General features: G+C 56.4%; 22 protein-coding genes and 1 other annotated feature. Of the genes, 3 read left to right on the forward strand and 19 right to left on the reverse strand.

Going from position 1 to position 25,007, the window contains the following annotated elements:
• Positions 1-80: 80 nt before the first annotated feature.
• Positions 81-1,403 (reverse strand): 6-phospho-alpha-glucosidase, encoded by a 1,323-nt coding sequence (locus RRF55_RS19190; RefSeq protein WP_002923306.1) that lies wholly within the window; start codon positions 1,401-1,403, stop codon positions 81-83.
• Positions 1,400-3,022, reverse strand: a complete 1,623-nt coding sequence (locus tag RRF55_RS19195; protein WP_002923307.1) for an alpha-glucoside-specific PTS transporter subunit IIBC — start codon at positions 3,020-3,022, stop codon at positions 1,400-1,402. Before RRF55_RS19195 ends, RRF55_RS19190 begins: the two co-directional genes overlap by 4 nt.
• Before the next feature lie 298 nt (positions 3,023-3,320).
• On the opposite strand from RRF55_RS19195, the gene RRF55_RS19200 reads away from it, so the two are divergent.
• Positions 3,321-4,067, forward strand: coding sequence for a GntR family transcriptional regulator (locus RRF55_RS19200; RefSeq protein ID WP_004173853.1), 747 nt, complete (start codon positions 3,321-3,323; stop codon positions 4,065-4,067).
• On the opposite strand, the gene RRF55_RS19205 is transcribed toward RRF55_RS19200, so the two are convergent.
• The 4 genes from RRF55_RS19205 to ibpA form a co-directional block, all read right to left on the reverse strand.
• Positions 4,035-5,696 carry a putative transporter gene (locus RRF55_RS19205; RefSeq protein WP_031590438.1) on the reverse strand — a complete coding sequence of 554 codons (1,662 nt, stop codon included), beginning with the start codon at positions 5,694-5,696 and terminating at the stop codon, positions 4,035-4,037. The two genes, RRF55_RS19200 and RRF55_RS19205, sit on opposite strands and share 33 nt — an antisense overlap.
• Positions 5,697-5,797: 101 nt before the next feature.
• On the reverse strand, positions 5,798-6,622 hold the full coding sequence (gene dinD, locus RRF55_RS19210; protein WP_004151522.1) for a DNA damage-inducible protein D: 825 nt from the start codon (positions 6,620-6,622) through the stop codon (positions 5,798-5,800).
• A 136-nt stretch (positions 6,623-6,758) separates the two neighbouring features.
• Complete coding sequence (ibpB, locus tag RRF55_RS19215) at positions 6,759-7,187, reverse strand: small heat shock chaperone IbpB (protein ID WP_004145074.1); 429 nt, start codon at positions 7,185-7,187, stop codon at positions 6,759-6,761.
• A 116-nt stretch (positions 7,188-7,303) separates the two neighbouring features.
• Positions 7,304-7,717: a small heat shock chaperone IbpA gene (ibpA, locus tag RRF55_RS19220; protein ID WP_004151523.1), complete on the reverse strand. Its 414-nt coding sequence runs from the start codon at positions 7,715-7,717 to the stop codon at positions 7,304-7,306.
• Positions 7,711-7,786 (reverse strand) — a sequence feature (ROSE (Repression Of Heat Shock gene Expression) occurs in the 5'-region of heat shock genes and acts as an RNA thermometer to modulate expression.). (Overlaps the previous gene by 7 nt.)
• 245 nt (positions 7,787-8,031) lie before the next feature.
• Between ibpA and RRF55_RS19225 the strand changes: the two genes are divergently transcribed.
• Positions 8,032-8,364: a YceK/YidQ family lipoprotein gene (locus RRF55_RS19225; RefSeq protein WP_004151524.1), complete on the forward strand. Its 333-nt coding sequence runs from the start codon at positions 8,032-8,034 to the stop codon at positions 8,362-8,364.
• Between the two features lies 1 nt (position 8,365).
• On the opposite strand, the gene RRF55_RS19230 is transcribed toward RRF55_RS19225, so the two are convergent.
• From RRF55_RS19230 to dnaA, 13 genes are all read right to left on the reverse strand, one after another.
• Positions 8,366-9,586, reverse strand: a complete 1,221-nt coding sequence (locus RRF55_RS19230; RefSeq protein ID WP_032415835.1) for a DUF3748 domain-containing protein — start codon at positions 9,584-9,586, stop codon at positions 8,366-8,368.
• 51 nt (positions 9,587-9,637) lie between these two features.
• Positions 9,638-10,975: an MFS transporter gene (locus tag RRF55_RS19235; RefSeq protein WP_004150285.1), complete on the reverse strand. Its 1,338-nt coding sequence runs from the start codon at positions 10,973-10,975 to the stop codon at positions 9,638-9,640.
• 177 nt (positions 10,976-11,152) lie between these two features.
• Positions 11,153-12,301 (reverse strand): galactonate dehydratase, encoded by a 1,149-nt coding sequence (gene dgoD / locus RRF55_RS19240; protein WP_004150286.1) that lies wholly within the window; start codon positions 12,299-12,301, stop codon positions 11,153-11,155.
• Positions 12,298-12,915 (reverse strand): 2-dehydro-3-deoxy-6-phosphogalactonate aldolase, encoded by a 618-nt coding sequence (locus RRF55_RS19245; protein ID WP_004181595.1) that lies wholly within the window; start codon positions 12,913-12,915, stop codon positions 12,298-12,300. The genes dgoD and RRF55_RS19245 overlap by 4 nt, the downstream gene beginning before the upstream one ends.
• A complete protein-coding gene (locus tag RRF55_RS19250) occupies positions 12,899-13,777 on the reverse strand; it encodes a 2-dehydro-3-deoxygalactonokinase (protein WP_019705401.1) in 879 nt (292 codons plus the stop codon). Before RRF55_RS19250 ends, RRF55_RS19245 begins: the two co-directional genes overlap by 17 nt.
• Positions 13,774-14,463 carry a D-galactonate utilization transcriptional regulator DgoR gene (dgoR, locus tag RRF55_RS19255; RefSeq protein ID WP_004145084.1) on the reverse strand — a complete coding sequence of 230 codons (690 nt, stop codon included), beginning with the start codon at positions 14,461-14,463 and terminating at the stop codon, positions 13,774-13,776. Before dgoR ends, RRF55_RS19250 begins: the two co-directional genes overlap by 4 nt.
• A gap of 229 nt (positions 14,464-14,692) precedes the next feature.
• Complete coding sequence (locus RRF55_RS19260; RefSeq protein WP_023313766.1) at positions 14,693-15,826, reverse strand: BamA/TamA family outer membrane protein; 1,134 nt, start codon at positions 15,824-15,826, stop codon at positions 14,693-14,695.
• Positions 15,823-16,905, reverse strand: coding sequence for a hypothetical protein (locus tag RRF55_RS19265; protein ID WP_130974936.1), 1,083 nt, complete (start codon positions 16,903-16,905; stop codon positions 15,823-15,825). The genes RRF55_RS19260 and RRF55_RS19265 overlap by 4 nt, the downstream gene beginning before the upstream one ends.
• Before the next feature lie 149 nt (positions 16,906-17,054).
• The gene (yidA, locus tag RRF55_RS19270) at positions 17,055-17,867 is read right to left on the reverse strand and encodes a sugar-phosphatase (protein ID WP_004151530.1); all 813 of its coding nucleotides are present in this window, start codon (positions 17,865-17,867) and stop codon (positions 17,055-17,057) included.
• A 201-nt stretch (positions 17,868-18,068) separates the two neighbouring features.
• Positions 18,069-20,483 (reverse strand): DNA topoisomerase (ATP-hydrolyzing) subunit B, encoded by a 2,415-nt coding sequence (gene gyrB / locus RRF55_RS19275; RefSeq protein WP_004173845.1) that lies wholly within the window; start codon positions 20,481-20,483, stop codon positions 18,069-18,071.
• Between the two features lie 28 nt (positions 20,484-20,511).
• Positions 20,512-21,585: a DNA replication/repair protein RecF gene (gene recF, locus RRF55_RS19280; protein ID WP_004151532.1), complete on the reverse strand. Its 1,074-nt coding sequence runs from the start codon at positions 21,583-21,585 to the stop codon at positions 20,512-20,514.
• Between the two features lie 146 nt (positions 21,586-21,731).
• Positions 21,732-22,832, reverse strand: coding sequence for a DNA polymerase III subunit beta (dnaN, locus tag RRF55_RS19285; protein WP_004145090.1), 1,101 nt, complete (start codon positions 22,830-22,832; stop codon positions 21,732-21,734).
• A 4-nt stretch (positions 22,833-22,836) separates the two neighbouring features.
• A complete protein-coding gene (gene dnaA, locus RRF55_RS19290; RefSeq protein ID WP_004151534.1) occupies positions 22,837-24,240 on the reverse strand; it encodes a chromosomal replication initiator protein DnaA in 1,404 nt (467 codons plus the stop codon).
• A gap of 621 nt (positions 24,241-24,861) precedes the next feature.
• On the opposite strand from dnaA, the gene rpmH reads away from it, so the two are divergent.
• Positions 24,862-25,002 (forward strand): 50S ribosomal protein L34, encoded by a 141-nt coding sequence (rpmH, locus tag RRF55_RS19295; protein WP_000831330.1) that lies wholly within the window; start codon positions 24,862-24,864, stop codon positions 25,000-25,002.
• Positions 25,003-25,007 lie beyond the last annotated feature (5 nt).

Below are 25,007 nucleotides of genomic sequence, written 5' to 3' on the forward strand. Positions count from 1 at the left end.
CTGCAGGCTTCAGCATAGCGTAAATCAGGAACCGGGGAGAAGAACCGGCGCCCCGCAGGGCGCCGGTATTACAACGGGGATTAATGCAGCTCAGGCCAGTAATCTTTGTTGGCGGCAATGAGGTCGTCGAGGATCGCTTTCGCCACCGAGGCGCTCGGCACGGTTTTCGACAGGGTAATCGCCTGCCACAGCTTGTGGTAAGAGCGCTGTTCCCAGGCATCGACCACCAGTTTTTCCACTGCCACCTGCTGGCTCATCAGCCCTTTCTGGAAATGCGGGATGTCGCCGACCGTCAGCGGCTCCGGTCCGTTGTGGCCTACCAGACAAGGGATCTCCACCATCGCGTCGGCGTCAAAGTTATGGATCGCGCCATTGTTCGGCACAATCAGCAGCATCCTTTCCTGCGTGTTAAAGGCGATAGCCGTCGCCAGATCGACGATATAGGAGGCATGCTCGTCAATCTCCAGATCGCCGGCGGTGGATTTCCCGGCGGCGATGATCGCCCGGCAGGCGCTGAAGACGTTTTTCTCCCGATGATCCATCACCTCATTGGCGCGGGTGCGTTCCGGGTTGGAGTGGGCTACCACATAGTCCGGGAACAGATAATATTTCAGGTAGGTGTTCGGCATGGTCTGCGGATCCAGCGCCTGCACATCTTTCGCTTTGGCAAAGGTGTCGTTCCAGCTGGCCTCGGTGTGCGGATCGTTCGAGGGCGGCACATAGCCGTATTTCGCCACATATTCGCGCAGTTTCGGCATCAAATCATTGCCGTCGAGGTCCTCAATCGACGTCCACCAGCCGAAGTGGTTGAGGCCGTAATAGCGCACGCGCATCTGTTTACGGTCTTTGAGGCCGACAATCTGCGCCATCCGCCCTTCAATGCCGATCGGCATATCGCAGATGTTGAGGATTTTGGCGTTCGGCCGCAGACGACGAGTGGCTTCCGCCACAATCGCCGCCGGGTTGGAGTAGTTAAGCATCCAGGCGTTCGGCGAATATTTTTCCATATAATCCACCAGCTCCAGCACGCCGCCGATAGAGCGCATACCGTAGGCGATCCCCCCCGGTCCGCAGGTCTCCTGGCCCAGCACGCCGTGGCGTAGCGGGATTTTCTCATCCTGTTCACGCATCGGATATTTCCCGACGCGGATATGCGCCATGACAAAATCAACATCGGTAAACGCCGCCTGCGGATCGGTGGTATAGCTGAATTCAATCTCCGGCGCCTGCTCTTTGAGGATCACTTTGCACGCCTCGGCGATGGTCTCCTGGCGCGCGCCGTCGTTGTCGTAAAATTTCAGCGACCGCAGCGGAAAACGATCCTGGTTTGCCAGCAGCATCAGGACAATGCCCGGGGTGAAGGTGCTGCCGCCGCCTGCGATAACAACTGAGAATTTTTTCATGATACTGCCTCCGTCATGGTGGTATGTTCGGTCGAAAGAGAATCTTTCATCAGGTTTTCCAGCTGGTCGCGCACCTGGGGAACGTGCAGGCCGACGATGACCTGAATCCCGTTGCCGCGGCGTACTACCCCGTGGGCGCCCAGCGCTTTAAAGACGTCGTCACTTTGCGTTTTCGCCATATCGACCAGCGCGATGCGCAGTCGGGTGGCGCAGTTGTTGATGCTTTCAATGTTGTCGGCGCCGCCGAGGGCCTGCAGGAAGCCAGCGGCCTGACCCAGCCGGGTCTCTGGCGCGGCGGCGGCCGTGGTTTTACCTCGTGCCGCCTGGTAATCGGCCTTGCTGTAGAGCTTGATTTCGCTCTCTTCCCTGCCAGGCGTCTTCAGGTTCAGACGCAGGATCAGGGTACGGAAGACTACGAAGTAGAGGGCGGTGAAACAGAGGCCGATGCCTATCTGAATGAACATCATCGAAGCGTGGTGATGGAACATTGGGATCCAGTTTTGCGGCAAGAATTGATCGAGCAGGCCGCCGCCGAAGTTGCCTACTACCCCGCAGATGTACATCACCGTCGCCATAGTCGCCGCCAGCACCGCGTGAACGGCGAACAGCAGCGGCGAGATGAAGAGGAAGGTGAACTCCAGCGGCTCAGTGATCCCGACCAGCATCGCGGTCAGGGTGGCGGGGATCAGCAGGCCGGCGACCTTGACGCGGTTTTCCGGCGCGGCGGTGAAATAGAGCGCCAGCGCAATCCCCACCGACCCAAACACTTTCGAGTTACCGTGCAGGGCAAAGCCGCCCTCCGGGAACAGCGTCTTCAGCGGTTCCGTACTCTGACTGAACGCCTGCAGATGCTCTGCCCAGTAGACCTGCAGTCCGCCCTCCACCACCGCCGGGCCAAAGATGAACGGGCCATAGACGAAGTGGTGCAGTCCGGTGGGGATCAGGATGCGCTCAAGAAAGATGTAAACCCACACTCCAAGCGCCCCGGCTGAGCGCAGAAAGGCCTGCAGCGATTCAATACCCAGCTGGACCTTTGGCCAGCCGAGCAGGGTCAGCCAGGCGCAAGGGATCATCGCGAGGAAGGCGACAATGACCACAAACGATGAACCCTGAAAGATGCCGAGGAATACCGGCAGGGGTTTATCGAAATAGCGATTGTGCAGGGCCGTCACCAGACCGGAGATGACGATGGCGCCGATAATGCTGGTGTCGAGGGTTTTAATCCCGGCAATCATCGTCAGGCCGCTGCCGGCCGTGGGTTCAGCGGAAAAATCGACGCCGAAGAAGTGGCCCCAGGTCATCCCCATGGCGTTGATAAAATAGTTCCAGGTGAGAAAGCTCACCAGCACCGCCAGACAGGCCCGGCCCTGGGCCTGTTTCGCCAGGCCGATCGGCAGACCGACGGCGAAAATCAGCGGCATATTACGAAAGACGGTCCAGCCGCCCTCCTCAATAATGTGAACGATCTGGGCAAACAGGCTGTCGGGTGCGGTCAGCGCTTCGCCGACGAACATCGGGTTGCGCAGCATGATGGCGATACCGACCACAATCCCGGCAAAAGGAAACAATAAAACCGGGGTAAACATGGCGCCGCCAAAACGTTGTATTTGACTGAGCATTGGGAAATCCTCATGTAACAACTCGTAGGGTGAGTGGCCTTCTTTTTCTTGATTACCGGCCTGACTGGAGAATAAAAATTTGCCCGTCCGACAACATGCCGCGCCGTTGCGATTCGTGATCCCATTCATGGTTTTAATTTGGCCAAAGTTGTCTACTTCGATAACAAAAGTTAGACATCGATAAGTCAGGCAGCGAAATTAACTAAATGAATGTGTCTTAATTGATTGTAATTAATCTATTTTTTTAGAAAAAAGAGCACAAAGCGACATCCCCTTTTCCTGCACAAGAGGACTACTGGTGATCTACAAATCCATTGCTGACCGCCTGCGGCTGCGGCTGAATTCCGCCGACTTCGCCATCGGCAGCCCGCTACCAGGAGAGAAAAAACTGGCCGAGGAGTTCGGGGTGGCGCGCATGACTATTCGCAAAGCCATCGATCTGCTGGTGGACTGGGGATTGGTTGTGCGTCGCCACGGCTCGGGAACTTACGTGGCGCGTAAAGACGTCCATCATGAAACCAGCAATCTGACCGGCCTGGCGGAAGTGCTGCGCAAGCAGGGTAAAGAGGTGGTGAGTCAGGTGCTGGCCTTCGAGGTGATGCCCGCCCCGCCGGCCATCGCCAGTCTGCTGCGGATTAAAATTGATGAACGGATCTACTTCTCGCGGCGGGTGCGCTACGTCGACGACAAGCCGCTGATGCTGGAGGATAGCTATATGCCGGTGAAGCTGTTCCGCAACCTGTCGCTGAGTCATCTGGAAGGGTCGAAATTTGATTATATTGAGAAGGAGTGCGGAATCATCATCAGCGGGAACTATGAAACGCTGACGCCGGTGCTGGCGGACAAGCAGCTGGCGCGCTCAATGAACGTCCCGGAGCAGACGCCGCTGCTGCGTATTACCTCCCTTTCCTACAGCGACAGCGGCGAGTTTCTTAACTATTCGGTCATGTTCCGCAACGCCAGCGAGTATCAGGTGGACTATCACCTGCGCCGCGTCCAGGCGCAAAGCCCGCTAGCTCAGTCCCCAGAACAGCACGGCGAGTAGCTGCGGGGTGATAATGCGCAGGAACATCACCAGCGGATAGACGGTGGCGTAAGAGAGCGCCGCTGCGCCGCTGGTGGCGTGCAGGTTGTTGGCGAAGGCCAGCGCCGGCGGGTCAGTCATGGAGCCGGCCAGCATGCCGCACAGCGTCAGATAGTTCATTTTCGCCAGCATGCGCGCGAGGATGCCCACCGTCAGCAGCGGGATGGCGGTGATGAAAATGCCGTAAGCGATCCAGCTCAGACCATCGCCCTGGGTCAGGGTGGCGACAAAGTCCCCCCCCGATTTTAGCCCGACCACCGCCAGAAACAGCACTATCCCCAGCTCGCGCAGCGCCAGGTTGGCGCTCGGCGGCATAAACCAGTACAGCTTGCCGATACTGCCGATACGCCCAAGGATCAGCGCCATAATCAGCGGCCCACCGGCCAGTCCCAGCTTCAATGCTGCAGGGAAGCCGGGAATAAACAACGGGATAGATCCCAGCAGTACCCCGAGTCCGATGCCGATAAACACCGGCAGCATCTGGACCTGCTGCAGCTTCTGCTGAGCGTTACCCAGTTCGGCGGCCACGGCGTCAATTGCCTCCGGACGGCCGACCAGGTTGAGGATGTCACCAAACTGCAGGCTGGCGCTGCTGCTGGCTACCAGCTCGACGCCTGCCCGGTTAAGCCGGGAGATCACTACGTCATAGCGCTGTTTGACGTGCAGATCGCGTATTTTCTTCCCCAGCACTTTTTCGTTAGTGACCACCACCCGCTCCACTTTCAGATCGGTGCCGCGCGTCGACAGCGAGGTGGCCACCTCCTGGCCTATCACCAGCTGCGCATTGTGCAAATCCTCAGGTCGCCCCACCAGGTGCAGCAGGTCGCCAGCCTGGATAAGGGTGCCCGGCGCAGGCACCATCAACAGCTCACCGCGTTTCAGCCGCGAACAGACGATGTTGTCGTTGTTGAGCATCGGCACATCCTGAATCGCCATCTGGTTGAGGTTGGGGTTTTCCACCCGCACGTTGATGGTGTGTAAATGGGCGTGGCCGTTACCGCTGCTCTCCTCAAACCGCTGGGCCTCTTTCTCGACATTGATGCGAAAGAACAGACGCACCAGCCACATGGTCAGCAGAATGCCGCAGATGCCGAACGGATACGCCATCGCATAGCTCATCCCCATTTGATCGACCACCTCGAACGGTACGCCGAGATCGCGCAGAATTTGCTGCCCGGCCCCCAGCGCCGGCGTGTTGGTCACCGCGCCGGAGAAGATACCGAGCACCACCGGGAGAGGAATATTGAACAGCTTATGCAGCACCGCGGTCACCAGGCCGCCGAGGATAACGATAAGGATAGCGAACAGATTGAGCCGCAGGCCTGAGACCCGCAGCGAGGCGAAAAAGCCCGGCCCCACCTGAATACCGATGGTGTAGACAAACAGGATCAAGCCGAATTCCTGAATAAAATGCAGCATCGGGCTGCTGAGGGTGACCCCTGCCTGATCGACAAAGTGGCCGACAATAATCCCGCCAAATAACACACCGCCAATGCCAAAGCCGACGCCGCGGATTTTGACATTGCCGATCCACAACCCCACTACCGCCACCAGCGCCAGCACGCTGACCGTCAATGCTATCTCACTCATGGTACCGTCCCTGTGAATAACACCATTAACTACAGGGATTATGACCGCTGCCAGGTGGATTGTATGCCGCCTGGCGCACAATAATCATGGAGTAAGATACGCTACTCAGGCGCGTTCTTATTTTTCGCTGCGATAGTGAGTTGCTGAATACTTTTCTCCGGGGAAGGAAGTGCTTCAGGCATAGTGCCACCCAGGTCTTTAATAGTCTGGCGTACTTTTTGCCCTACGTCATAATGCGTTTTGTTGGCGAGTTGCTTCGAATCAACCGCGTCCCGACGTAGTTTTTCTTCCGTTTGGGTAGCACGAAACAGGTTGGCCGCGAGCTCAGTCGATCCCATATAGTCGAGTATTTTTTGGCTTTTCTTTAGGCCCTTACGCTCATGGATTGCTTTTTGGTCAAGACCACCATAGAGACCTTTATAACCATGGTTTTGAAAGACAGCAAAATCAAGAGTCGTCTCAACACCAGCACGTTGGGCCGTTTCAACCAGATGTTTATTATGCTCTTTGAGCTCATTGTGCAGGAACAGTCGCTTTTCATCCTCTCGTAGAGACTTAAATATTTGATCATCTTGCAATTCCTGGCGCCGGGTTTGCAAGGCAAAGTACGTTTGCCCCGCAGCAATCACCGGTTTCGACGGATCGCCATTTTGCACTACCAGATAGCAGGCGTAGCGTGAGAGGTGGAAATCTTCAAGATTCCTGCTGGCGCCAGAACCTAATTCGACCATTTTGTTGGTTTCAACAAAATGGTCTGCCGAGGGATGACCACTCGCCTCACATGAAATTATCGCTTTTGCAATGACCTTATAAAAATTCCGCCACTCTTTATAGTCAAGCAGGGGACCAAGGTTGCGGGCAGACCAATACTCCCGCCCCGCCTCATCGCTCTTTCTAATCGCTTCAAATGGCTGCTGTTCGTTCATAACGTATCCTTGTTTGAGTGAGTCCCAAAGTATGATTGTTTTTTAAACTGAAACACCCGTTGCAGCAAGGAAGTTTATTGTGCTCTCGCACACAAAAAAGCCCCGAAAATCGGGGCCTTATAAGTTATTCGCTTAATTAACTATTTAATGCCGGTCGTTCGCTGATGGCGATACGCTGCGGGGCGATCTGCTCAGGCTCATTGCGGGTCAGATCGATATGCAGCAGGCCATTGGTGAAGGTCGCGCCAGAGACCTCCATGTTGTCGGCGAGGGTGAAGCTCAGGCTGAAGGCCTGGCTCACCAACCCCTGGTGCAGCCATGTGGTCTCTTTTTCCGGCTGCTGCGGCGTGCCTTTCACCACCAGACGGGTGCCTTCCAGTTGAATATCCAGATCTTCCTGACGGAAACCGGCCAGCGCAAGGGTAATGCGGTAGTGGTTATCGTCGCTTTTTTCGATGTTATAGGGCGGGAAGCTTTGGCTTTCACCGGCGGTTTGCAGGGCGCTGGCCAGTTTGTCAAAACCGATCCATTGACGCAGCAGGGGGGATAAATCGTAGTTACGCATACTGTTTTCTCCTTCTAAGAAGCGAGTGAATACCTGCGAATTCTGTAAATTCGCATCTGCTCCCTGACGGCGAGCAGGTTGTTACATCAGGCCGCCACGCGGCCTGAAACGGACAATTAGTTGATTTCGATGCGGCGCGGCTTGTTCGCTTCCGGGATCACCCGTTCCAGATCGATATACAGCAGGCCGTTCACCAGATTGGCGCCGCGGACGTGAATGTTTTCCGCCAGCTGGAATTTGCGCTCGAAGTTGCGCTCGGCGATCCCCTGATACAGGTAGGTCCGCTCTTTCTGCTCGGCGGCGTGGGCGCCTTTGACGATCAGCAGATTGTCCTGGGCAGTGATCTCCAGCTCGCTTTCAGCAAAGCCAGCCACCGCGATAGCGATGCGATAGTGGTTTTCGTCTACCAGCTCGACGTTATACGGAGGGTAGCCGCCGTTGCTCTGGCTTTGATTGTTTTCCAGTAGGTTGAACAGGCGGTCGAAACCAATGGCTGAACGATATAGCGGGGAAAGATCGAAGTTACGCATAGTAAATAGCTCCTGAAAATCAGCGAGAATCAAATGACCTTCCATCGTGGACAGGCCGCGGTAATCCGGAATACCCCTCAGGCGTATTCTCAGTGGGTTACACCTATAAAATGGGTTTCTCCCCGTCCTTTTCAAGGGATTGAGGGCAATTTTTTTTGCAGTTTATCGATGATTGCTTAGACTGGGTGGAGGAGCACAAAAAGCAAAGTGCGATGCCCGCCACAGTGCGGCGCAATAACACTATGCATTCACGGGATGGCCCGATATAACCGCTGAAAGGTTATCTCAACGCCCGAAACGACAATGGAAGAACAATGAAAAGCAGACGACTGTTAAAGCTGGTCCTGTTCAGCGGGATAATAAGCCTGAGCGGTTGCTCCAGCGTAATGTCACATACCGGTGGCAAAGAGGGAACCTATCCGGGCACGCGATCCAGTGCGCAAACGCTGGGGGACAGCGATACCAACTGGGGTGTGAAATCGCTGGTGGCGCTGGACATGCCGTTCACCGCCGTCATGGATACCCTGCTGCTGCCGTGGGATATGTTCCGCACCGACAGCTCCATCAAATCTCGGGTCGAAAAGAGCGAGAAGGCTACGCTGGCGACCAACTCGGTGATCCCGCCAGCGCCGATGCCTGCCCAGTAAGTTATCGTCCGGTCTGCGTAACCCACAGCTGACGATAACCGTCCACCTCCTCCATCCAGGCAATCTGTTTACCGTCTGGCGAAAAGACGATCGCGTCCGCCGAGGGCGCATGCGTATCGGTTAAAAAGGTGATATCTCCCGTACCGGCATGGCAGCAGGCAATCCGATCCTCCAGCGCAAAACCCAGCCACTCTCCCGACGGATGCCAGTTAAACGCCGACTGGATACCCGACGCGTGATGCGTCAACTGCCGCGGCTCGCCCCCCTGCGGGGAAATAAGCCACAGCTGCACTACGCCGGCGTCGTCGCGCATCAGAAAGGCTATCGCCGTCGCCTGGGGATTGGCGCGCACCCAGTGGCGCGGGACGTTCACCAGTCCCGGGTAGCGGCGATGGTGGGTGAAGGTCAAACGACGCTGGCTGACGCCCGCCGGCGGCGCCGGCATTGTGGTTGCGGTACCGGCCAGCGGCGCCCCGCCAGGCTGCTTCCAGCCGGCTTCATCCTGCGGCAGATCGACAATAAACAGCTCAGGCACTTTATCGCCATTTTCCGCCAGCGTATCGCCAATAAACGCCAGAGTATGGTTCCCGACCCAGCCCTCCTCATAGGCGCGATTAATCTCATCGCTGCCCGGCGCGGGTGCCGGCGTCGTGCGGCTTACCAGCACGCACCAGTGGCTGCCGCCATATTCGCGCGGATGCTGTCCCTGCGGCGTCACCGGTCCATAGGGCGCCGCCACGCCGACGTTGCGCAGATCCAGCGCCGGATCGCGCTCGTGCAGCACGTGATCGTTGTAGGTAAAACTGACAAACTGACCGTTGGGGCTATAGACATGGACGTGGCTGCCGCCGCGCAGCGCGCCGGGCGTGTAGGGGGGGGTAATGTCCATGGCGTCCAGATTCTCGACAGCCCCCTGAAAGGCCACCACCCCGCGGCGATGATGAAAATCATACTGCCACTGCGCATCCGGCCGCTCGGGGCCATGAATAAACACATAGCGCTCCTGGGTTGGATGCACGGTTACCACGCCCACGTGCGCGCCCTGCGTGGCACGATAAATGGTCTCCACAGTACCGCTGTTTACGTTCACTCGCTCAATGGTTTCGCCGGTAAACGATGCGCCGGACGGACGAACGTCGAATACCAGCCACTGGCTGTCGGGAGTCCAGGTATTAATATTGGTAAGCTGGTGATGACGGGGAGCAAAAGTGACTTGTTTCATGACGATACCCTGATGCGAGACTTACGCATCAGGGTAGCGTATCGCAAAAAATTAGCCTACACGTTTCACATCGCCGACCAGCAGGATATAAGACAGCGCGCCTATTAACGCCACCACGGAGATATAAACCAGCGCCGGGCCAAAGCCGTAATCCTGCGCCAGATAGCCAATCACCAGCGGGACGGTGATGCCGCCCAGGCCGCCAACAAAGTTAAACACCCCGCCGGTCAGGCCGATCAGGCGCATCGGCGCCAGGGAGGAGACCAGCGACCAGGTGATAGACGCAAAACCGTTACCGAAGAACGCCAGCGCCATCAGCGCCATGATCCAGATGGGGTCGTTGGTGTAGTTTGCCCCCATGATGCAGGTGGAGATCAACAGTCCACAGATGATCGGCGTTTTGCGCGCCACGCCCAGCGAGTAGCCTTTTTTCACCAGCTTATCCGCCAGCCAACCAGACAGCAGGACGCCAAAAAACGCGGCGAGGAAGGGCACCGTGGTCATAAAGCCGGCCTTCAGCGCGGTGATGCCTTTTTCCTGGGTTAAGTAGTTCGGAAACCAGGTCAGGAAGAACCACAGCGTCGAGGTTACCGCGAACTGTCCAAGGTAAACGCCAACCAGCTTGCGGTGAAAAACCAGCTTCCAGTCCGCTTTCGATAACGGTTGACGCGCCTCTTTCTTCACCGGCGCATCGCCATCCACCAGGCCGCCGCCGTCGCGGATATAGTCAAGTTCGGCTTTACTGATGCTTTTAGTCAGACGCGGCGGTTGATAAACCTTAAACCAGATCAGCGACCAGATAATGCCGATACCGCCGGTAACGATAAACACCCAGTGCCAGCTCAATAGCTCCTGGATCCAGATCAGCAGCGGCGTGAGGAAAGCCAGACCCACAAATTGCCCCGAGGTATAAAACCCGACGGCGGAAGCGCGCTCGTGCTCCGGGAACCAGCTGGTCACCATGCGGTTGTTGGTCGGGAAGGCTGGCGCTTCGAAGATGCCGGTAATGGCGCGTAAACCGATAAGCGACATTAAACCGGTGGCGAAGCCTTGTAGCAACGTCGCCACCGACCAGCCAAATATAGCGATAAAGTAGGTAAGCCTGGATCCCACGCGGTCAAGGAACCAACCGCCAGGGATCTGGCAGAGGGTATACAGCCAGGCAAAGGCGGAAAATACGTAGCCCATTTCCGCTTTGCTAATACCAAACTCCTCCTGAATATGCGCCGAGGCGACGGCGAGGTTGGCACGGTCAACATAACAAATAACCACGGTAATAAAGATCATGATGAGCGTCAGATAACGGCGACGCCCGGTTTTTACAGCGGTAACTGAAATATCCATCGCAATCTGTCTCCAGATTTTGGGCATAGCGAAGCCGCTCACCATGCCCGGTAATTTACAGAGGGTGTTTTTGTTTTTTATTAATAACTATGTTGCGATGCGCTAAATAATTCGTGCTGGGGAAAGGCGGCAAACTTTCGCATCCCTGGGAGCATACAATAGTATGTGACCTGGGTAAGAAAATGCAGCCAACGCATCACCAGTGCGAAGTATGACACGCATTTACCATTCGGCGACAGATCCATCCTCATACCGCCACAACGGATTTCGCCAGTCCGGCGCGTTTTTACTTAACTCAATCACGCGGGCCTCATCAATTTCCACGCCCAGCCCCGGCTTCATCAGAGGTTTAAAGAAGCCGCCTTCCATATTGAAATCTTCTTTATTTTTCACAAAATCAAGCAGTTCGGCGCCTTTGTTGTAATGGATACCCATGCTCTGCTCCTGGAAGACCGCGTTATGCGAAACGAAATCAACGTGCAGACAGGCTGCCAGCGCGATCGGCCCCAGCGGACAGTGCGGCGCCAGCCCAACGTCATAGGCTTCCGCCATGCCGGCAATTTTATAGCATTCGGTAATACCGCCTGCGTGCGACAGATCGGGTTGTAAAATAGCCACCCCACCCGCTTCCAGGACCCGTTTAAATTCAAAGCGCGAAAACATACGTTCGCCGGCGGCAATGGGAATATGGGTTTGCGCCGCCAGCCGCGGATAATATTCCGCCTGCTCGGCTAATACCGGTTCCTCAATAAATAATGGGCGATATGGCTCCAGCTCTTTAATTAATACCTTAGCCATCGGCGCGCTAACGCGGCCATGAAAATCGAGACCAAACTCAATTTCATTGCCAAACGCTTCGCGGATTTGCGCCACGGTATTCACCGCCGCGTCAACCGCGCGGGAATTATCAATGATACCCATCTCTTCGCAGCCGTTTAATTTAAAGGTGTCAAAACCAATGCCGCGCAGCTTCTTAATCCCGTCAATCACTTCGGCGGGGCGGTCGCCGCCCACCCAGCTGTAGGCTTTAATTTTGTCGCGCACCAGCCCGCCCATCAGTTGCCACACCGGGGCATTCAGGACCTTACCTTTAATATCCCATAGCGCCTGATCAATACCGGCGATGGCGCTCATCATAATCGGGCCGCCGCGATAAAAGCCGCCGCGGTACATTACCTGCCACAGGTCATTAATCCGCGCCGGATCCTGACCAATCAGGTAATCGCCAAATTCATGAACGGCTGCCTCCACCGTACGGGCGCGCCCTTCAATCACCGGTTCGCCCCAGCCGACGATGCCTTCATCGGTTTCAATCTTCAGGAACATCCAACGCGGAGGTAAACGGTACGTGGTGATATTGGTTATTTTCATTTCACTGCCTCTCGATACGCTTTTACGAATGCGGCTGCCTGCTGCGCGGTACGTTCAACCGGCTGGCCGGCACGATAGAGATCGCTACCCAATCCTGCCCCAACACAGCCGGCATTAATCCACTGCGCCAGGTTTTCCGGCGTCACGCCGCCAACGGCAAAGACCGGAACCTCGGGCGGCAGCACGGCTTTCAACGCTTTGATGTAATCCGGGCCAAAAGCCGATGACGGGAAGATTTTCAGAGCCTGCGCGCCGGCATCGAGCGCGCTAAAGGCTTCGCTGGCGGTGGCGCAGCCTGGACACACGGTCATGCCGTAACCCACCGCTCGCCGGATCACTTCCGGTTGAATGTTTGGCGTCACAATCAGCCGACAGCCCATGGCCGCCAGCCTGTCGACCTGCTCCGGTTGCAGCACCGTGCCCGCGCCGATAAGCGCCTGCTCGCCGTAAGCGTCGACGACCTGCGGAATACTTTTCTCCCACTGCGGCGAGTTCAGCGGGATTTCGACCGCGTCGAAACCGGCGTCGATAACGGCGCCAACGTGAGCCAGCGCCTCGTCTGGCGTAATACCGCGCAGGATAGCGATAAGTGGAAGGTTAGTTTGCCACTGCATAAGCGATGCTCCTTATTCCTGTCTGAAATGCCGTATCGCCCGCAACCGCGCTGACTTCACGGCCAATGGCGGCGAATGCCTGCTGATAGCGGGATGTTAACGATGACCCAGCGACGAGGCCGATCGCCTGCTGTCCGGCGAATGTGTCGCTGAGGGTGGCAACTTCAGCGCCAATCAGCAGGCCGGAAAGAAATTCGCTAACCTGCTCGCGAGGCAGCGCGCCCAGCACGTGCGAAGCGCGAACTTCAAACAGCTGCGGCAGGACGGCGGGGTTGTTGATACCGCGCTGCAGACCTGCCGCGAATGCGGCAGCGGACGTTTCCTGCGGCGGTAAGCCGGCGCCCACCAGCGAGTGCTGAAGCAACAGATGATGCAATTCACCGGTCAAAACGGTACGAAAATCGTGAATTTGCCGGCGATCGGCCAGTACCCACTTGCAGTGGGTTCCCGGCATCACGTAGACAGACGAAGGGGCTAAGGCGCGAGCGCCCAGCAGCTGCGTTTCTTCCCCACGCATGACGTTATGGTTATCGTCACGGGAAACGCAAAGGCCGGGAATTATCCAGATATTGTCGCCAACGGCAGTTAACTGCTGGCCAATATCCGAGAAAGCGGCAGGAAGCGGCAAATAAGGGGCGATTTTCCAGCCCACGTTGCTGCCGACCATCCCTGCCATCACCACCGGTGTGGCGCCATCGCGCCAGTGCTGTGTGATTTCCGCTAACACCGCAGCGGGAGAGCGACCATTCAGGCGCGTTACGCCTGCTTCAGATTGCCTGCTTTCCAGGCATTCTTCGCCCTGATAAAGCCAGGCGCGTAAATTCGTCGATCCCCAATCTATTGCGATGTAGCGAGCCGTCATGTGATTTCCTTAAGCCTTCGTGTCGAGCTGGCGATCATCGTCAACGCCGCCTGCTCCGCCGCGTCGCTATCCTGATGCCGAATGGCGTCAAATAGCGCTTTATGTTCCTGGAGGGTTTTCGGCATGTTGCCTTCATCGCCCATCCAGGTCCGTTCAAATACCGCCCGCTGCAGCGAACTGATCGCCACGCTAAGCTGCTGCAAAACCGGGTTATGTACTGACTGCAGCACCGCCTCGTGGTAGCGAATATCCGCTTCGTTAAAGGCATCCCGGTTTTGGTTGTTGGCGATCATGTCATTGAGCGCCGACTCGATTTCCGCCAGATCGCTTGAGGTGGCGCGTTCCGCCGCCCAACGGGCAATGGCGGGTTCAACCAGGTTGCGCACTTCACTCATCGCGCTGATAAGACGCGGGTCATAGTCATTTTCCAGTACCCACTGCAGCACCTCGGTGTCGAGGTAGTTCCACTGGTTTCTGGGAGCGACAAACGCGCCGCGATAGCGCTTCATTTCAATCAGCCGCTTCGCCATCAGGGAACGAAACACTTCACGAATGATGTTGCGCGAGGTTTCAAACTCCTCACAGAGTTCCGCTTCGGCCGGAAGCGCCGAACCCGGGACGTATTTACCGCTGACGATCTGTTTGCCCAGCGAGATCACAATGCGATCGGTCTTATTGAGAGTCATGGAGAGTCCTTGTGCTCTATGTGTACTGCTCTACTTTACCGTCGCTGCTGAATTTCGCCTCATGTTTGTACTACTAACGTGATGCTGTACGTTATCAACATGAGCGTAATGTAGTACAACATTATTGTGTTGTACTACAATTTGGATCACAAAAAGAACAATTCATGAAAATTAAAGCGCAGCGGCCCTGGCAAGAGGCGATAAGAGAGAAAATTAAGGGGAGGAGGCGTTAAAACGCTTCGCCGACCTGGAAGTAAAAGCCGCTGCTGCCTTTGCCGATACCGTAGTCGAGGCGAACATTAACGCGAGGTTTGAATTCAAAGCGGTAGCCAACGCCCGCCGAAGGCAGCCAGCGGCCATTATTCAGCGACGACAGTGAGGGCCCCATGGTTCCCGCCCCGGCCCAGGCGACAATCCCGTGCCGCCAGGTGAGCTGCCGGCGATATTCCAGCTGACCGCTGACGACGTTTTTATCCCGGTAGCGCCCCTGGTAGTAGCCGCGCATCCGTTCATCGCTGCCGAGCAGCGGCATCATGCTCCACGGTACCTCGCCCTGGGTGAAGGCGCCATCGGCCTCCCAGGCGAGCACGCTTTTCTCGCTCAGGGCATGATAATGGCTATAGTGCAGCTGAAATTCCTCAAAGCGGGTATCGCTACCTAATCCGGGCGCATAGTGGGTATAGCGGAGGTTGGCATACTGACCCCGGCGCGGGTTAGGGACAAAGTCGCGATCGTCCCAGTTAATATCGATGCTGGCGCCGGAGCTGAATACCGACGGCCCCTGCGGAGTGTTTTCTATCTTCGGCCGATCGTCATGGTCCATCTCATCGGCATTCTGCGCCGCCAGCGACCATCCCGCCCCGAGATAAACATGATCGATAAGCTGCCGATAAAGGGTGGGTCGCAGGGTCAGTACCTGGGCGGTATACTTCTCTTTTTCATTGTCTTTATCTCCGGCATGAAAACCCTGCCCCCAATAATAAGTGGGCGTATTGGCTATCGACCCTTCGACAAAAACGCGCCACAGATCACGATCGAAAAAGGTGTAGTTTTTCACGTTGAGGCCAAAGGCGCCGGTAGAGCTGGCGTAGCCGCTGAGCGTCAGGGTCGAGTTCTGGCTGGTGGTATCCTGCGGGTCGGGACGATACAGGCCGACGACAGCGGTGCCAATGCCCAACCCTAGTTCCGGCGTATAGAACGGACCGGGCATCACGCCCCAGTCGATGCCTTTGCTGGCGTCGAACTTATCGCTGGCGCCGAGATGCTGCAGCCAGCCGTCGATTTTCTCGCGGCTGAGCGCCTCGGCCTGGCTGCCTGTCGGGCAGGCCATCAGCAGCAGAAAAGTGATAAACAGTCGGCTCAAAAGCGATACTCGCCGGCAATAAAGAAACTGTTACGTTCGGCAAAGCAAAACTCGGTAGTAATATTAAAATTCTGCGTCAGCTCGTATTGCGCGCCCACCAGAACGTTCCATGGCGACTGAAGATGCTGCTTCACATCGAAGCGACCGTTATTGTCCTGGTTGGCCAGATTAACCATATTCTGCAGCATCGGCGACGGCATCGAGAGATCGCTGAGGCTGCCTTTAAACTCCTGCTGCACATCCTGATACATGCTGCCAACCCACAGATTTAGCTTTCCGGCGGGGAGATGCAGCGCATCGACCGATGGCGTACTGAAACGATAGCCAACGCGCGGCGAAAAGGTAAGCGCATCGATGCTGCCGTCGAGGATATCAAAGCGCGTTTGCGTGTAGTTGGCGTCCAGCACGGTAAACCAATTGCCGACGCCGCCCACCAGGGTGGTGCCCATCCCGTAGGTAGTACCTTTAAAATCGAGACGAAAGTCGAGATCCTGCATCCCCGGCAGGGGCACCACTTTACCGTTCGGTCCCTTCAGGCCGACAGCTATCTGCGAAATTGAATGCCCTTCGGTGTGCCCCACCAGGCCATAAACGTTCATAAACGGCAGCAGCCAGGCATCCAGCTTGAGCGTCTCGGTTTTGCTGCTTTCCCGCGTATGACCAACGCCAATCTGGAAAGCGTTATCCAGCGAGACCGGCCCATTTGCGAAAATGTTATTCACGGCGTGCTTGCAGACAGGATCCTTACCGCAATCGATATTGCGGCCATCCAGCGACAGCCCGGTGAAGTTTATGCTGTCGACATTAATATTCTGCCGCATATCCATATAGTTAATGCTGACGCCAAACGGCAGCGGCAGGACGTAGCCGCGCTTTCTGGCCTCATCGCCTAGCAAAGGGAGTAGCGAGGACGATGCTGCGACCGCAGGCTGGCGACTTTCTGGCACCGGCAGATCCGCGGGCTCTGCGCCGTGATAGGCATACGCCGGTTCGAGCGGCGCCGTTGGTTCCGCGGCCGCGCAAATCTGAACAGAGGCGAATGGCAGCGTAACCAACATCAAACGGTGGTATATATTCATGAAAAGTATGATGTTAGTTCTGAGTTGCTAAAAAGAGGGCGGGTAGCTTATAGAATCCCCTGCAAGGATTGAGGGATTTAAATGCGGATTAACATCTGTTCATGAAAAAAGAGAAGACAGACCCGGCGAACGCCGGGCCGGAAAGAAGTTTACGCTAAAACGTATTTTTCAATGGCGAAGGCAACGCCATCTTCAAGGTTCGATTTGGTGATGAAGTTCGCCGCTTCTTTGACCGCAGGAATGGCGTTATCCATTGCCACGCCGACGCCGGCAAATTCAATCATCGCGATATCATTTTCCTGATCGCCAATCGCCATAATCTCTTCCGGCTTGATGCCCAGCGCATCGGCCAGCGACTTCACGCCAGTGCCTTTATTGACGCGTTTATCCAGTATTTCGAGGAAGTAAGGCGCACTTTTCAGCACGGTGTACTTCTCTTTCACTTCCGCCGGAATACGGGCGATGGCCTGGTCGAGGATTGCCGGCTCATCAATCATCATCACTTTCAGCAGCTGGATCTCAGGATCCATTTTCTCCGCTTCGCAGAACACCAGCGGAATGGTTGCCACATAGGATTCGTGGACGGTGTAGTAGCTGATATCGCGGTTCGCGGTATACAGCGTATTGCGATCCAGCGCATGGAAGTGGGAGCCGACCTCGCGGGAGAGCTGCTCAAGGAAGCGATAGTCGTCATAGCTCAGCGCGGTTTGCGCGACGGTGCTTCCGTCACCAGCCTTCTGCACCAGCGCGCCATTGTAGGTAATGCAGTAATCACCCGGCTGCTCCATATGCAGCTCTTTCAAATAGCTGTGGACGCCAGCGTAAGGGCGACCGGTGGTCAGCACCACGTTAACACCGCGCTCGCGCGCCGCGGCGATGGCGGCTTTCACCGCTGGAGAGATGGTATGGTCGGGCAGCAGCAGCGTGCCGTCCATATCGATTGCAATCAGTTTAATAGCCATAGGGTCCCCGGGTAAGATGAGTCTCCCCTCATGCTAACGCGATTCCGCTCAAAAAACAGTAAAAGTGTCGGCCAGAAAGGGGGATGGAACCGCAGCAGCGGATTCCTCTTTTAGCGGCAAAAGAAAAGCCCGATCGCGCGATGCGACCGGGCTTATACATCCTGTTGCCCCGGTAAAACTCGTTACCGGGAAACATGCGGCTTAAATATCGATATTCGCCGCTTTCAGGGCATTCTCTTCGATAAACGCGCGACGCGGCTCAACGGCATCGCCCATCAGGGTGGTGAACAGCTGATCGGCAGCGATGGCATCCTTGACGGTCACGCGCAGCATGCGACGGCTGTCCGGATCCATGGTGGTTTCCCACAGCTGATCCGGGTTCATCTCGCCCAGACCTTTATAGCGCTGGATGGAGAGACCGCGACGGGACTCTTTCACCAGCCAGTCCAGGGCCTGCTCGAAGCTGGCTACCGGCTGACGACGTTCGCCGCGCTCGATGTAAGCATCTTCTTCCATCAGGCCGCGCAGTTTCTCGCCCAGGGCACAAATACGACGATATTCCGGCCCCATAATGAACTCGTTATCCAGCGGATAGTCGGTATCCACGCCGTGGGTACGTACGCGAATAACCGGCTCAAAATGCTGCAGTTCTTTGTTCTCGTGGAGATCGAATTTCCACTGGCTGCCGTGCTGTTCTTTTTCGTTCAGCTCTGAGACCAGGGTGTTCACCCAGCGGGTCACCTTCTGCTCGTCCGCCAGGTCGGCCTCGGTCAGGGTCGGCTGATAGATAAGCTCTTTCAGCAGCGCTTTCGGGAAGCGGCGCTCCATGCGGCCAATCATTTTCTGGGTGGCATTGAACTCGGCAACCAGTTTTTCCAGCGGTTCGCCCGCCAGCGCCGGCGCATTGGCGTTGGTGTGCAGGGTCGCACCGTCGAGCGCGATGGAGATCTGATACTGATCCATCGCTTCGTCGTCTTTAATGTACTGTTCCTGCTTGCCTTTCTTCACTTTGTACAGCGGCGGCTGGGCAATGTAGACGTGGCCGCGCTCAACGATCTCCGGCATCTGACGATAGAAGAAGGTCAACAGCAGGGTACGAATGTGCGAGCCGTCGACGTCCGCATCGGTCATGATGATGATGCTGTGGTAGCGCAGTTTATCCGGATTGTACTCATCGCGACCGATACCGCAGCCCAGCGCGGTGATCAGCGTCGCCACTTCCTGGGAAGAGAGCATTTTATCGAAGCGGGCTTTCTCAACGTTAAGGATTTTACCCTTCAGCGGCAGGATCGCCTGGTTCTTGCGGTTACGACCCTGTTTAGCAGAGCCGCCCGCGGAGTCCCCTTCCACCAGGTACAGTTCGGACAGCGCCGGGTCGCGCTCCTGGCAATCCGCCAGTTTGCCCGGCAGGCCTGCCAGATCCAGCGCGCCTTTACGGCGAGTCATCTCACGGGCGCGACGTGCGGCCTCACGGGCGCGCGCGGCGTCAATAATTTTGCCGACCACGATTTTCGCATCGGATGGGTTTTCCAGCAGGTATTCGCTCAGCAGTTCGTTCATCTGCTGCTCCACCGCCGATTTCACCTCGGAGGAGACCAGCTTGTCTTTGGTCTGCGAGGAGAATTTCGGATCCGGCACCTTCACGGATACCACGGCAATCAGGCCTTCACGCGCATCGTCGCCGGTGGCGCTGACTTTCGCTTTTTTGCTGTAGCCCTCTTTGTCCATATAGGCGTTAAGGGTACGGGTCATCGCCGCGCGGAAGCCGGCGAGGTGAGTACCGCCGTCACGCTGCGGAATGTTGTTGGTAAAGCAGTAGATGTTTTCCTGGAAGCCGTCGTTCCACTGCAGGGCCACTTCCACGCCGATACCGTCTTTTTCGGTGGAGAAATAGAAAATATTCGGGTGGATCGGCGTTTTGTTCTTGTTGAGATACTCAACGAACGCCTTGATGCCGCCTTCGTAGTGGAAATGGTCTTCTTTGCCATCGCGCTTATCGCGCAGGCGGATAGAGACGCCGGAGTTCAGGAACGACAGCTCGCGCAGGCGTTTCGCCAGGATGTCATATTCAAATTCGGTGACATTGGTGAAGGTTTCCAGGCTTGGCCAGAAACGCACCATGGTGCCGGTTTTGTCGGTTTCGCCAGTCACGGCCAGCGGTGCCTGCGGCACACCGTGTTCGTACATCTGCTTGTGAACTTTGTTATCGCGCTGGATAACCAGCTCCAGCTTCTGCGACAGGGCGTTAACCACCGAGACGCCTACGCCGTGCAGACCGCCGGAAACTTTATAGGAGTTATCATCGAATTTACCGCCAGCGTGCAGGACGGTCATGATAACTTCCGCTGCGGAGACGCCCTCTTCCGGGTGAATGCCGGTCGGGATGCCGCGGCCGTCATCCTGGACGGAGACGGAGTTATCGCTGTGGATGGTGACAACGATATCTTTGCAGTAACCCGCGAGCGCTTCGTCGATAGCGTTATCCACAACCTCGAATACCATGTGGTGCAGACCGGTGCCGTCATCCGTGTCGCCGATATACATACCCGGGCGCTTACGCACCGCATCCAGCCCTTTCAGGACTTTGATACTGGAGGAGTCATAAGAATTCGACATCAACGTTTCTCGCTCATTTAATCTTGGGTTAATCCGTTATTTTACCTTTTTCCACGCGGAACATCTTCGAATTTTTGTCCGACATGTCCATAACGTGTTCAGCGCTGATCGCGCTGACGAAAACCTGCGACTGCGTCGCTTTCAGGCGGCTGGATAACAGACCGCGGCGGGCATCATCAAGTTCCGAGGCAAAATCATCTATCAGGTACAGGCAGCGCCGCCCGCTGACGCGGGTGAGGAACTCTCCTTGCGCCAGACGCAGGGCGCACATCAGCAGCTTAAGCTGCCCGCGCGACAAGGTATCTTCCACCGGCGCCCCGTCGGCGCGAATGCGAAAATCCGCTTTATGCGGGCCGTGGGCGGTGTAGGTTAACATTCTGTCGCGCTCGAAATTCCGCTCCAACACCTCCGCGTAGTCGGTCTCTTTTTCCCAGCCGCGCTGGAAAGAGAAGGTGAGCGTGAATTCCGGTAAAAATTGCTGACAGGTATCCGCCATGTCTTCGACGATAGCGGCGCTGTATTCGGCACGCCAGCGGCTGATCTGCTCCGCCAGCGGGATTAATTCCAGATCCCAAGGCCGCAGCTGGGCATAGCGGCTGACCTGACGCAGCGCGGCGTTGCGCTGCTTGACCAGGCGCTTCAGATTGCTCCAGGCGGTGAAGAATCCGGCTTCGTTATGAAAGCATCCCCAGTCAAGGAATGCTCTTCTGTATTTGGGGCCGCCGTTGAGTAAAGTAAACCCCTCCGGCGTAATCAGCTGCATCGGCATCAGGTGCGCCAGCTCCGCCACTTTGTGGCCGTCGGTGCCGTCGATACGCACCTTGCTGTCGCCCTGTTTGTCTTTGGTCAGGCCGATGGCGGTTTCCCGCTCTTCGCCCTGCAGACGGCCATGCAGAACAAACGCATCCTGCTCGTGGCGGATCACTCGGCCAATTTGCAAACTGCGAAATGCCCGGCCGTGGCCAAGCGTGTAGATAGCTTCCAGCACGCTGGTTTTGCCGCTGCCGTTCGCGCCAACCAGGAAGTTAAAGCCGGGAGATAAAGCGAGATCCGCGCTTTCAATATTGCGGAAGTCTTTGATGAGCAAGCGCGTCAGTGACATATCAGCGTTCTTTGGGCCAGGGCGTTATCGGCGCAGCCAGTTTCAACGCGGACTGCGCGCAGACCCTGGAGCGTACACAAAGTACGTGACAGGGGCGAGCACAGCCCAGGTTGAAAATGGCAAGTAAGATAGCCCGATATTTTCCACTACAATCTCATAGGCATGACGACATAGGCTGCGGATTGGGAAGCCGCATCCTCAATCTGCACGCTCGACACCGAATCCGTCAGCAGAATGCGTACATTCTCGCACTTCAGCGCATTCAGCACATCCAGCACATAGCTAACGTTGAAGCCAATCTCCATCTCCGTTCCGGCGTAGGTCACATCCAGAATCTCTTCCGCTTCTTCCTGTTCCGGGTTATTGGCGGTGATTTTCAGCTGGTTTTCGCTAACGTACAGCCGCACGCCGCGGAATTTCTCGTTGGAGAGAATCGCCGCGCGCGCAAAAGCCTGCTTCAGAATATCGCAGCCCGCTTCGAGGTGTTTATCCGGATTTTTCGGCAATACGCGGCGATAATCCGGGAAACGGCCATCCACCAGCTTAGAGGTGAAGATAAAATCGCCAACGTGGGCGCGGATATTGTTGCTGCCAATCTGCACGCGCAGCGGGGTATCGCCGCCGTCGAGCATCCGCATCAGCTCAATCACCCCTTTACGAGGCACGATCACCGAATGGTTCGGCAGCGACGCTTCCAGCGGCATCGAACAGACCGCCAGGCGGTGACCATCGGTGGCCACCGTGCGCAGTTCGCTGCCTTCGGTTTCAAACAGCATGCCGTTTAAGTAGTAACGAACATCCTGGTGCGCCATCGAGAACTGGGTGGCTTCGATCAGACGCTTCATGGTCGCCTGCGGCAGGGTAAACTCCACTTCACTCTGCCAGTCATCCAGATTCGGGAAATCTGCGGCGGGCAGGGTCGACAGCGAGAAGCGGCTGCGGCCGGAACGCACCAGCATGCGATCGCCTTCCAACTGAACCGCGATCTCCGCGCCTTCCGGCAGGCCGCGGCAGATATCAAAGAATTTCCGTGCCGGAACGGTCGTTGCGCCCGCTTCGTGCGGCTGAACCAGCGCCACGCGCGCCACCATCTCCATTTCAAGATCGGTACCGGTCAGCGACAGCGCGCCGTCCGCGACCTGAAGCAGTAGGTTACCGAGAATGGGCAGCGTCGGACGACCACCTAACGGACCGCTCACCTGTTGCAGCGGTTTTAATAAATGTTCACGTTCTACGGTAAATTTCATAGCGTCACGAGGATAATGTTCTGATTAAATTGGAAAAATCTTCTTTAATGTCGTGGCTTTCTTCACGCAGCTGCTCAATCTTGCGGCAGGCGTGCAGCACGGTGGTATGGTCTCGGCCGCCAAACGCATCGCCGATTTCCGGCAGGCTGTGGTTGGTCAGCTCTTTGGCCAGCGCCATCGCCATCTGGCGAGGACGCGCCACCGAACGGGAGCGGCGTTTGGACAGCAGATCCGCTACCTTAATCTTGTAGTACTCCGCCACCGTCTTTTGAATATTGTCGATGGTGACCAGTTTTTCCTGCAGCGCCAGCAGATCGCGCAGCGCTTCGCGCACGAAATCGATGGTGATCGCCCGGCCGGTGAAGTTGGCGTTGGCGATAACGCGGTTCAGCGCCCCCTCCAGCTCACGCACGTTCGAGCGCAGACGCTTGGCAATAAAGAACGCCACTTCGCCCGGCAGGCGGATGTCGTTCTCGTCGGCTTTTTTCATCAGGATCGCGACGCGGGTTTCCAGCTCCGGCGGCTCGATCGCCACCGTCAGCCCCCAGCCGAAGCGGGATTTTAGACGATCCTCAACGCCGTTGATCTCTTTTGGATAACGATCCGACGTCAGGATGATCTGCTGATTACCTTCCAGAAGCGCATTGAAGGTGTGGAAAAACTCTTCCTGGGATCGTTCTTTATTGGCAAAGAACTGAATGTCATCGATCAGCAGGGCGTCAACGGAGCGGTAGTAACGCTTAAACTCTTCGATGGCGTTGTTCTGCAGCGCTTTAACCATGTCCTGAACGAAACGCTCGGAGTGCATATAGACCACTTTCGCGTTCGGCTTACGCGCCACAATGCCGTTCCCCACCGCGTGCAGCAGGTGAGTTTTACCCAGACCCGTCCCGCCATAGAGGAACAGGGGGTTGTAGGCGCCGCCCGGGTTATCCGCCACCTGACGCGCCGCCGCGCGGGCCAGCTGGTTAGATTTACCTTCGACGAAGTTATCAAACGTGTGTTTCACGTTAACGTTAGAGCGGTAGGTCGGCTCCGCCGGCGCCGGGACATTATCCCAGCCAGGGCGCACGATCGTCGGCGCCGCGCGCGCGGTCTGCACCTGCGCCGCCGGAATGGCCGCCGCAGCCGGGCTTACCGCCCCTTTCTGCAGCGAGCTGGCGGGCTTAGCGCCCACCTCAAAACGCAGCTGCGGGGCGTCCGCACCGCAAAAATCATTGAGGAGTCCATTGATATTATTGAGGTATTTGTCCCTTACCCAGTCGAGCACAAAACGGTTTGGCGCATACAGTGCCAGCGTGTTATCGCTCAGTTCCGCCTGCAATGGGCGGATCCACATGCTGAATTCTGTGGCTGGTAACTCATCCTGCAATCGGGCAAGACACTGCTGCCAAAGCGAAAGTGACACGGCGGACTCCACTCGAACATAAAATCGATATCAAAGAAAAACTGAAACAATCGTGATTGTTGGCACACGTCGACAAGACCCTGCATTAGCCGAAAAGCCCCTGCACAAAAGGGGTGACGTGCGAACCGCTATCTGCGGTTATTACCCGCTGCGGATCCGGGGATCGCGATCGGGACCGGGGATCATAGCCTAAACTGAGAAAGAGATCTTGTGTTTCTCAACAGATTCTTCCCGATTTATCCACAGGAAGGATCGAAACCGGGTAAGTGTAATCGATCCTGCGGGGAGTGAAGCACGATTTCCGCCGCATATTGGAAAAATTAATGAGCTATGCCGCTTTTGGGCGGAAACGATCTAATAAAGATCCTTGCGGATCCTTGCGCTTTACTGGCCAGGCCGTATAATCCCCCACCCGGCGCGTAATGCCCGTTTTCGTCACGCGTCTCAGCTTATTTTTTGTGCGACGAGGTGCGAGAAATAAGGAAAGAGAATTGACTCCGGAGTGTACAATTATTACAATCCGGCCTCTTTAATCACCCACGCTGAGGCGTAAGTCGTTCGAAGTTCGTTCGGGTCTACGCAAAAGTCAGTGAATTTATTCAAGTTTAGGTAGAAATCGCCATGAAACGCACTTTTCAACCGTCTGTACTGAAGCGCAACCGTTCTCACGGCTTCCGTGCTCGTATGGCTACTAAAAATGGTCGTCAGGTTCTGGCACGTCGTCGTGCTAAAGGCCGCGCTCGTCTGACCGTTTCCAAGTAATAAAG

The organism is Klebsiella sp. K47 (assembly GCF_051858335.1).
Classification (GTDB): Bacteria; Pseudomonadota; Gammaproteobacteria; order Enterobacterales; family Enterobacteriaceae; genus Klebsiella; species Klebsiella pneumoniae.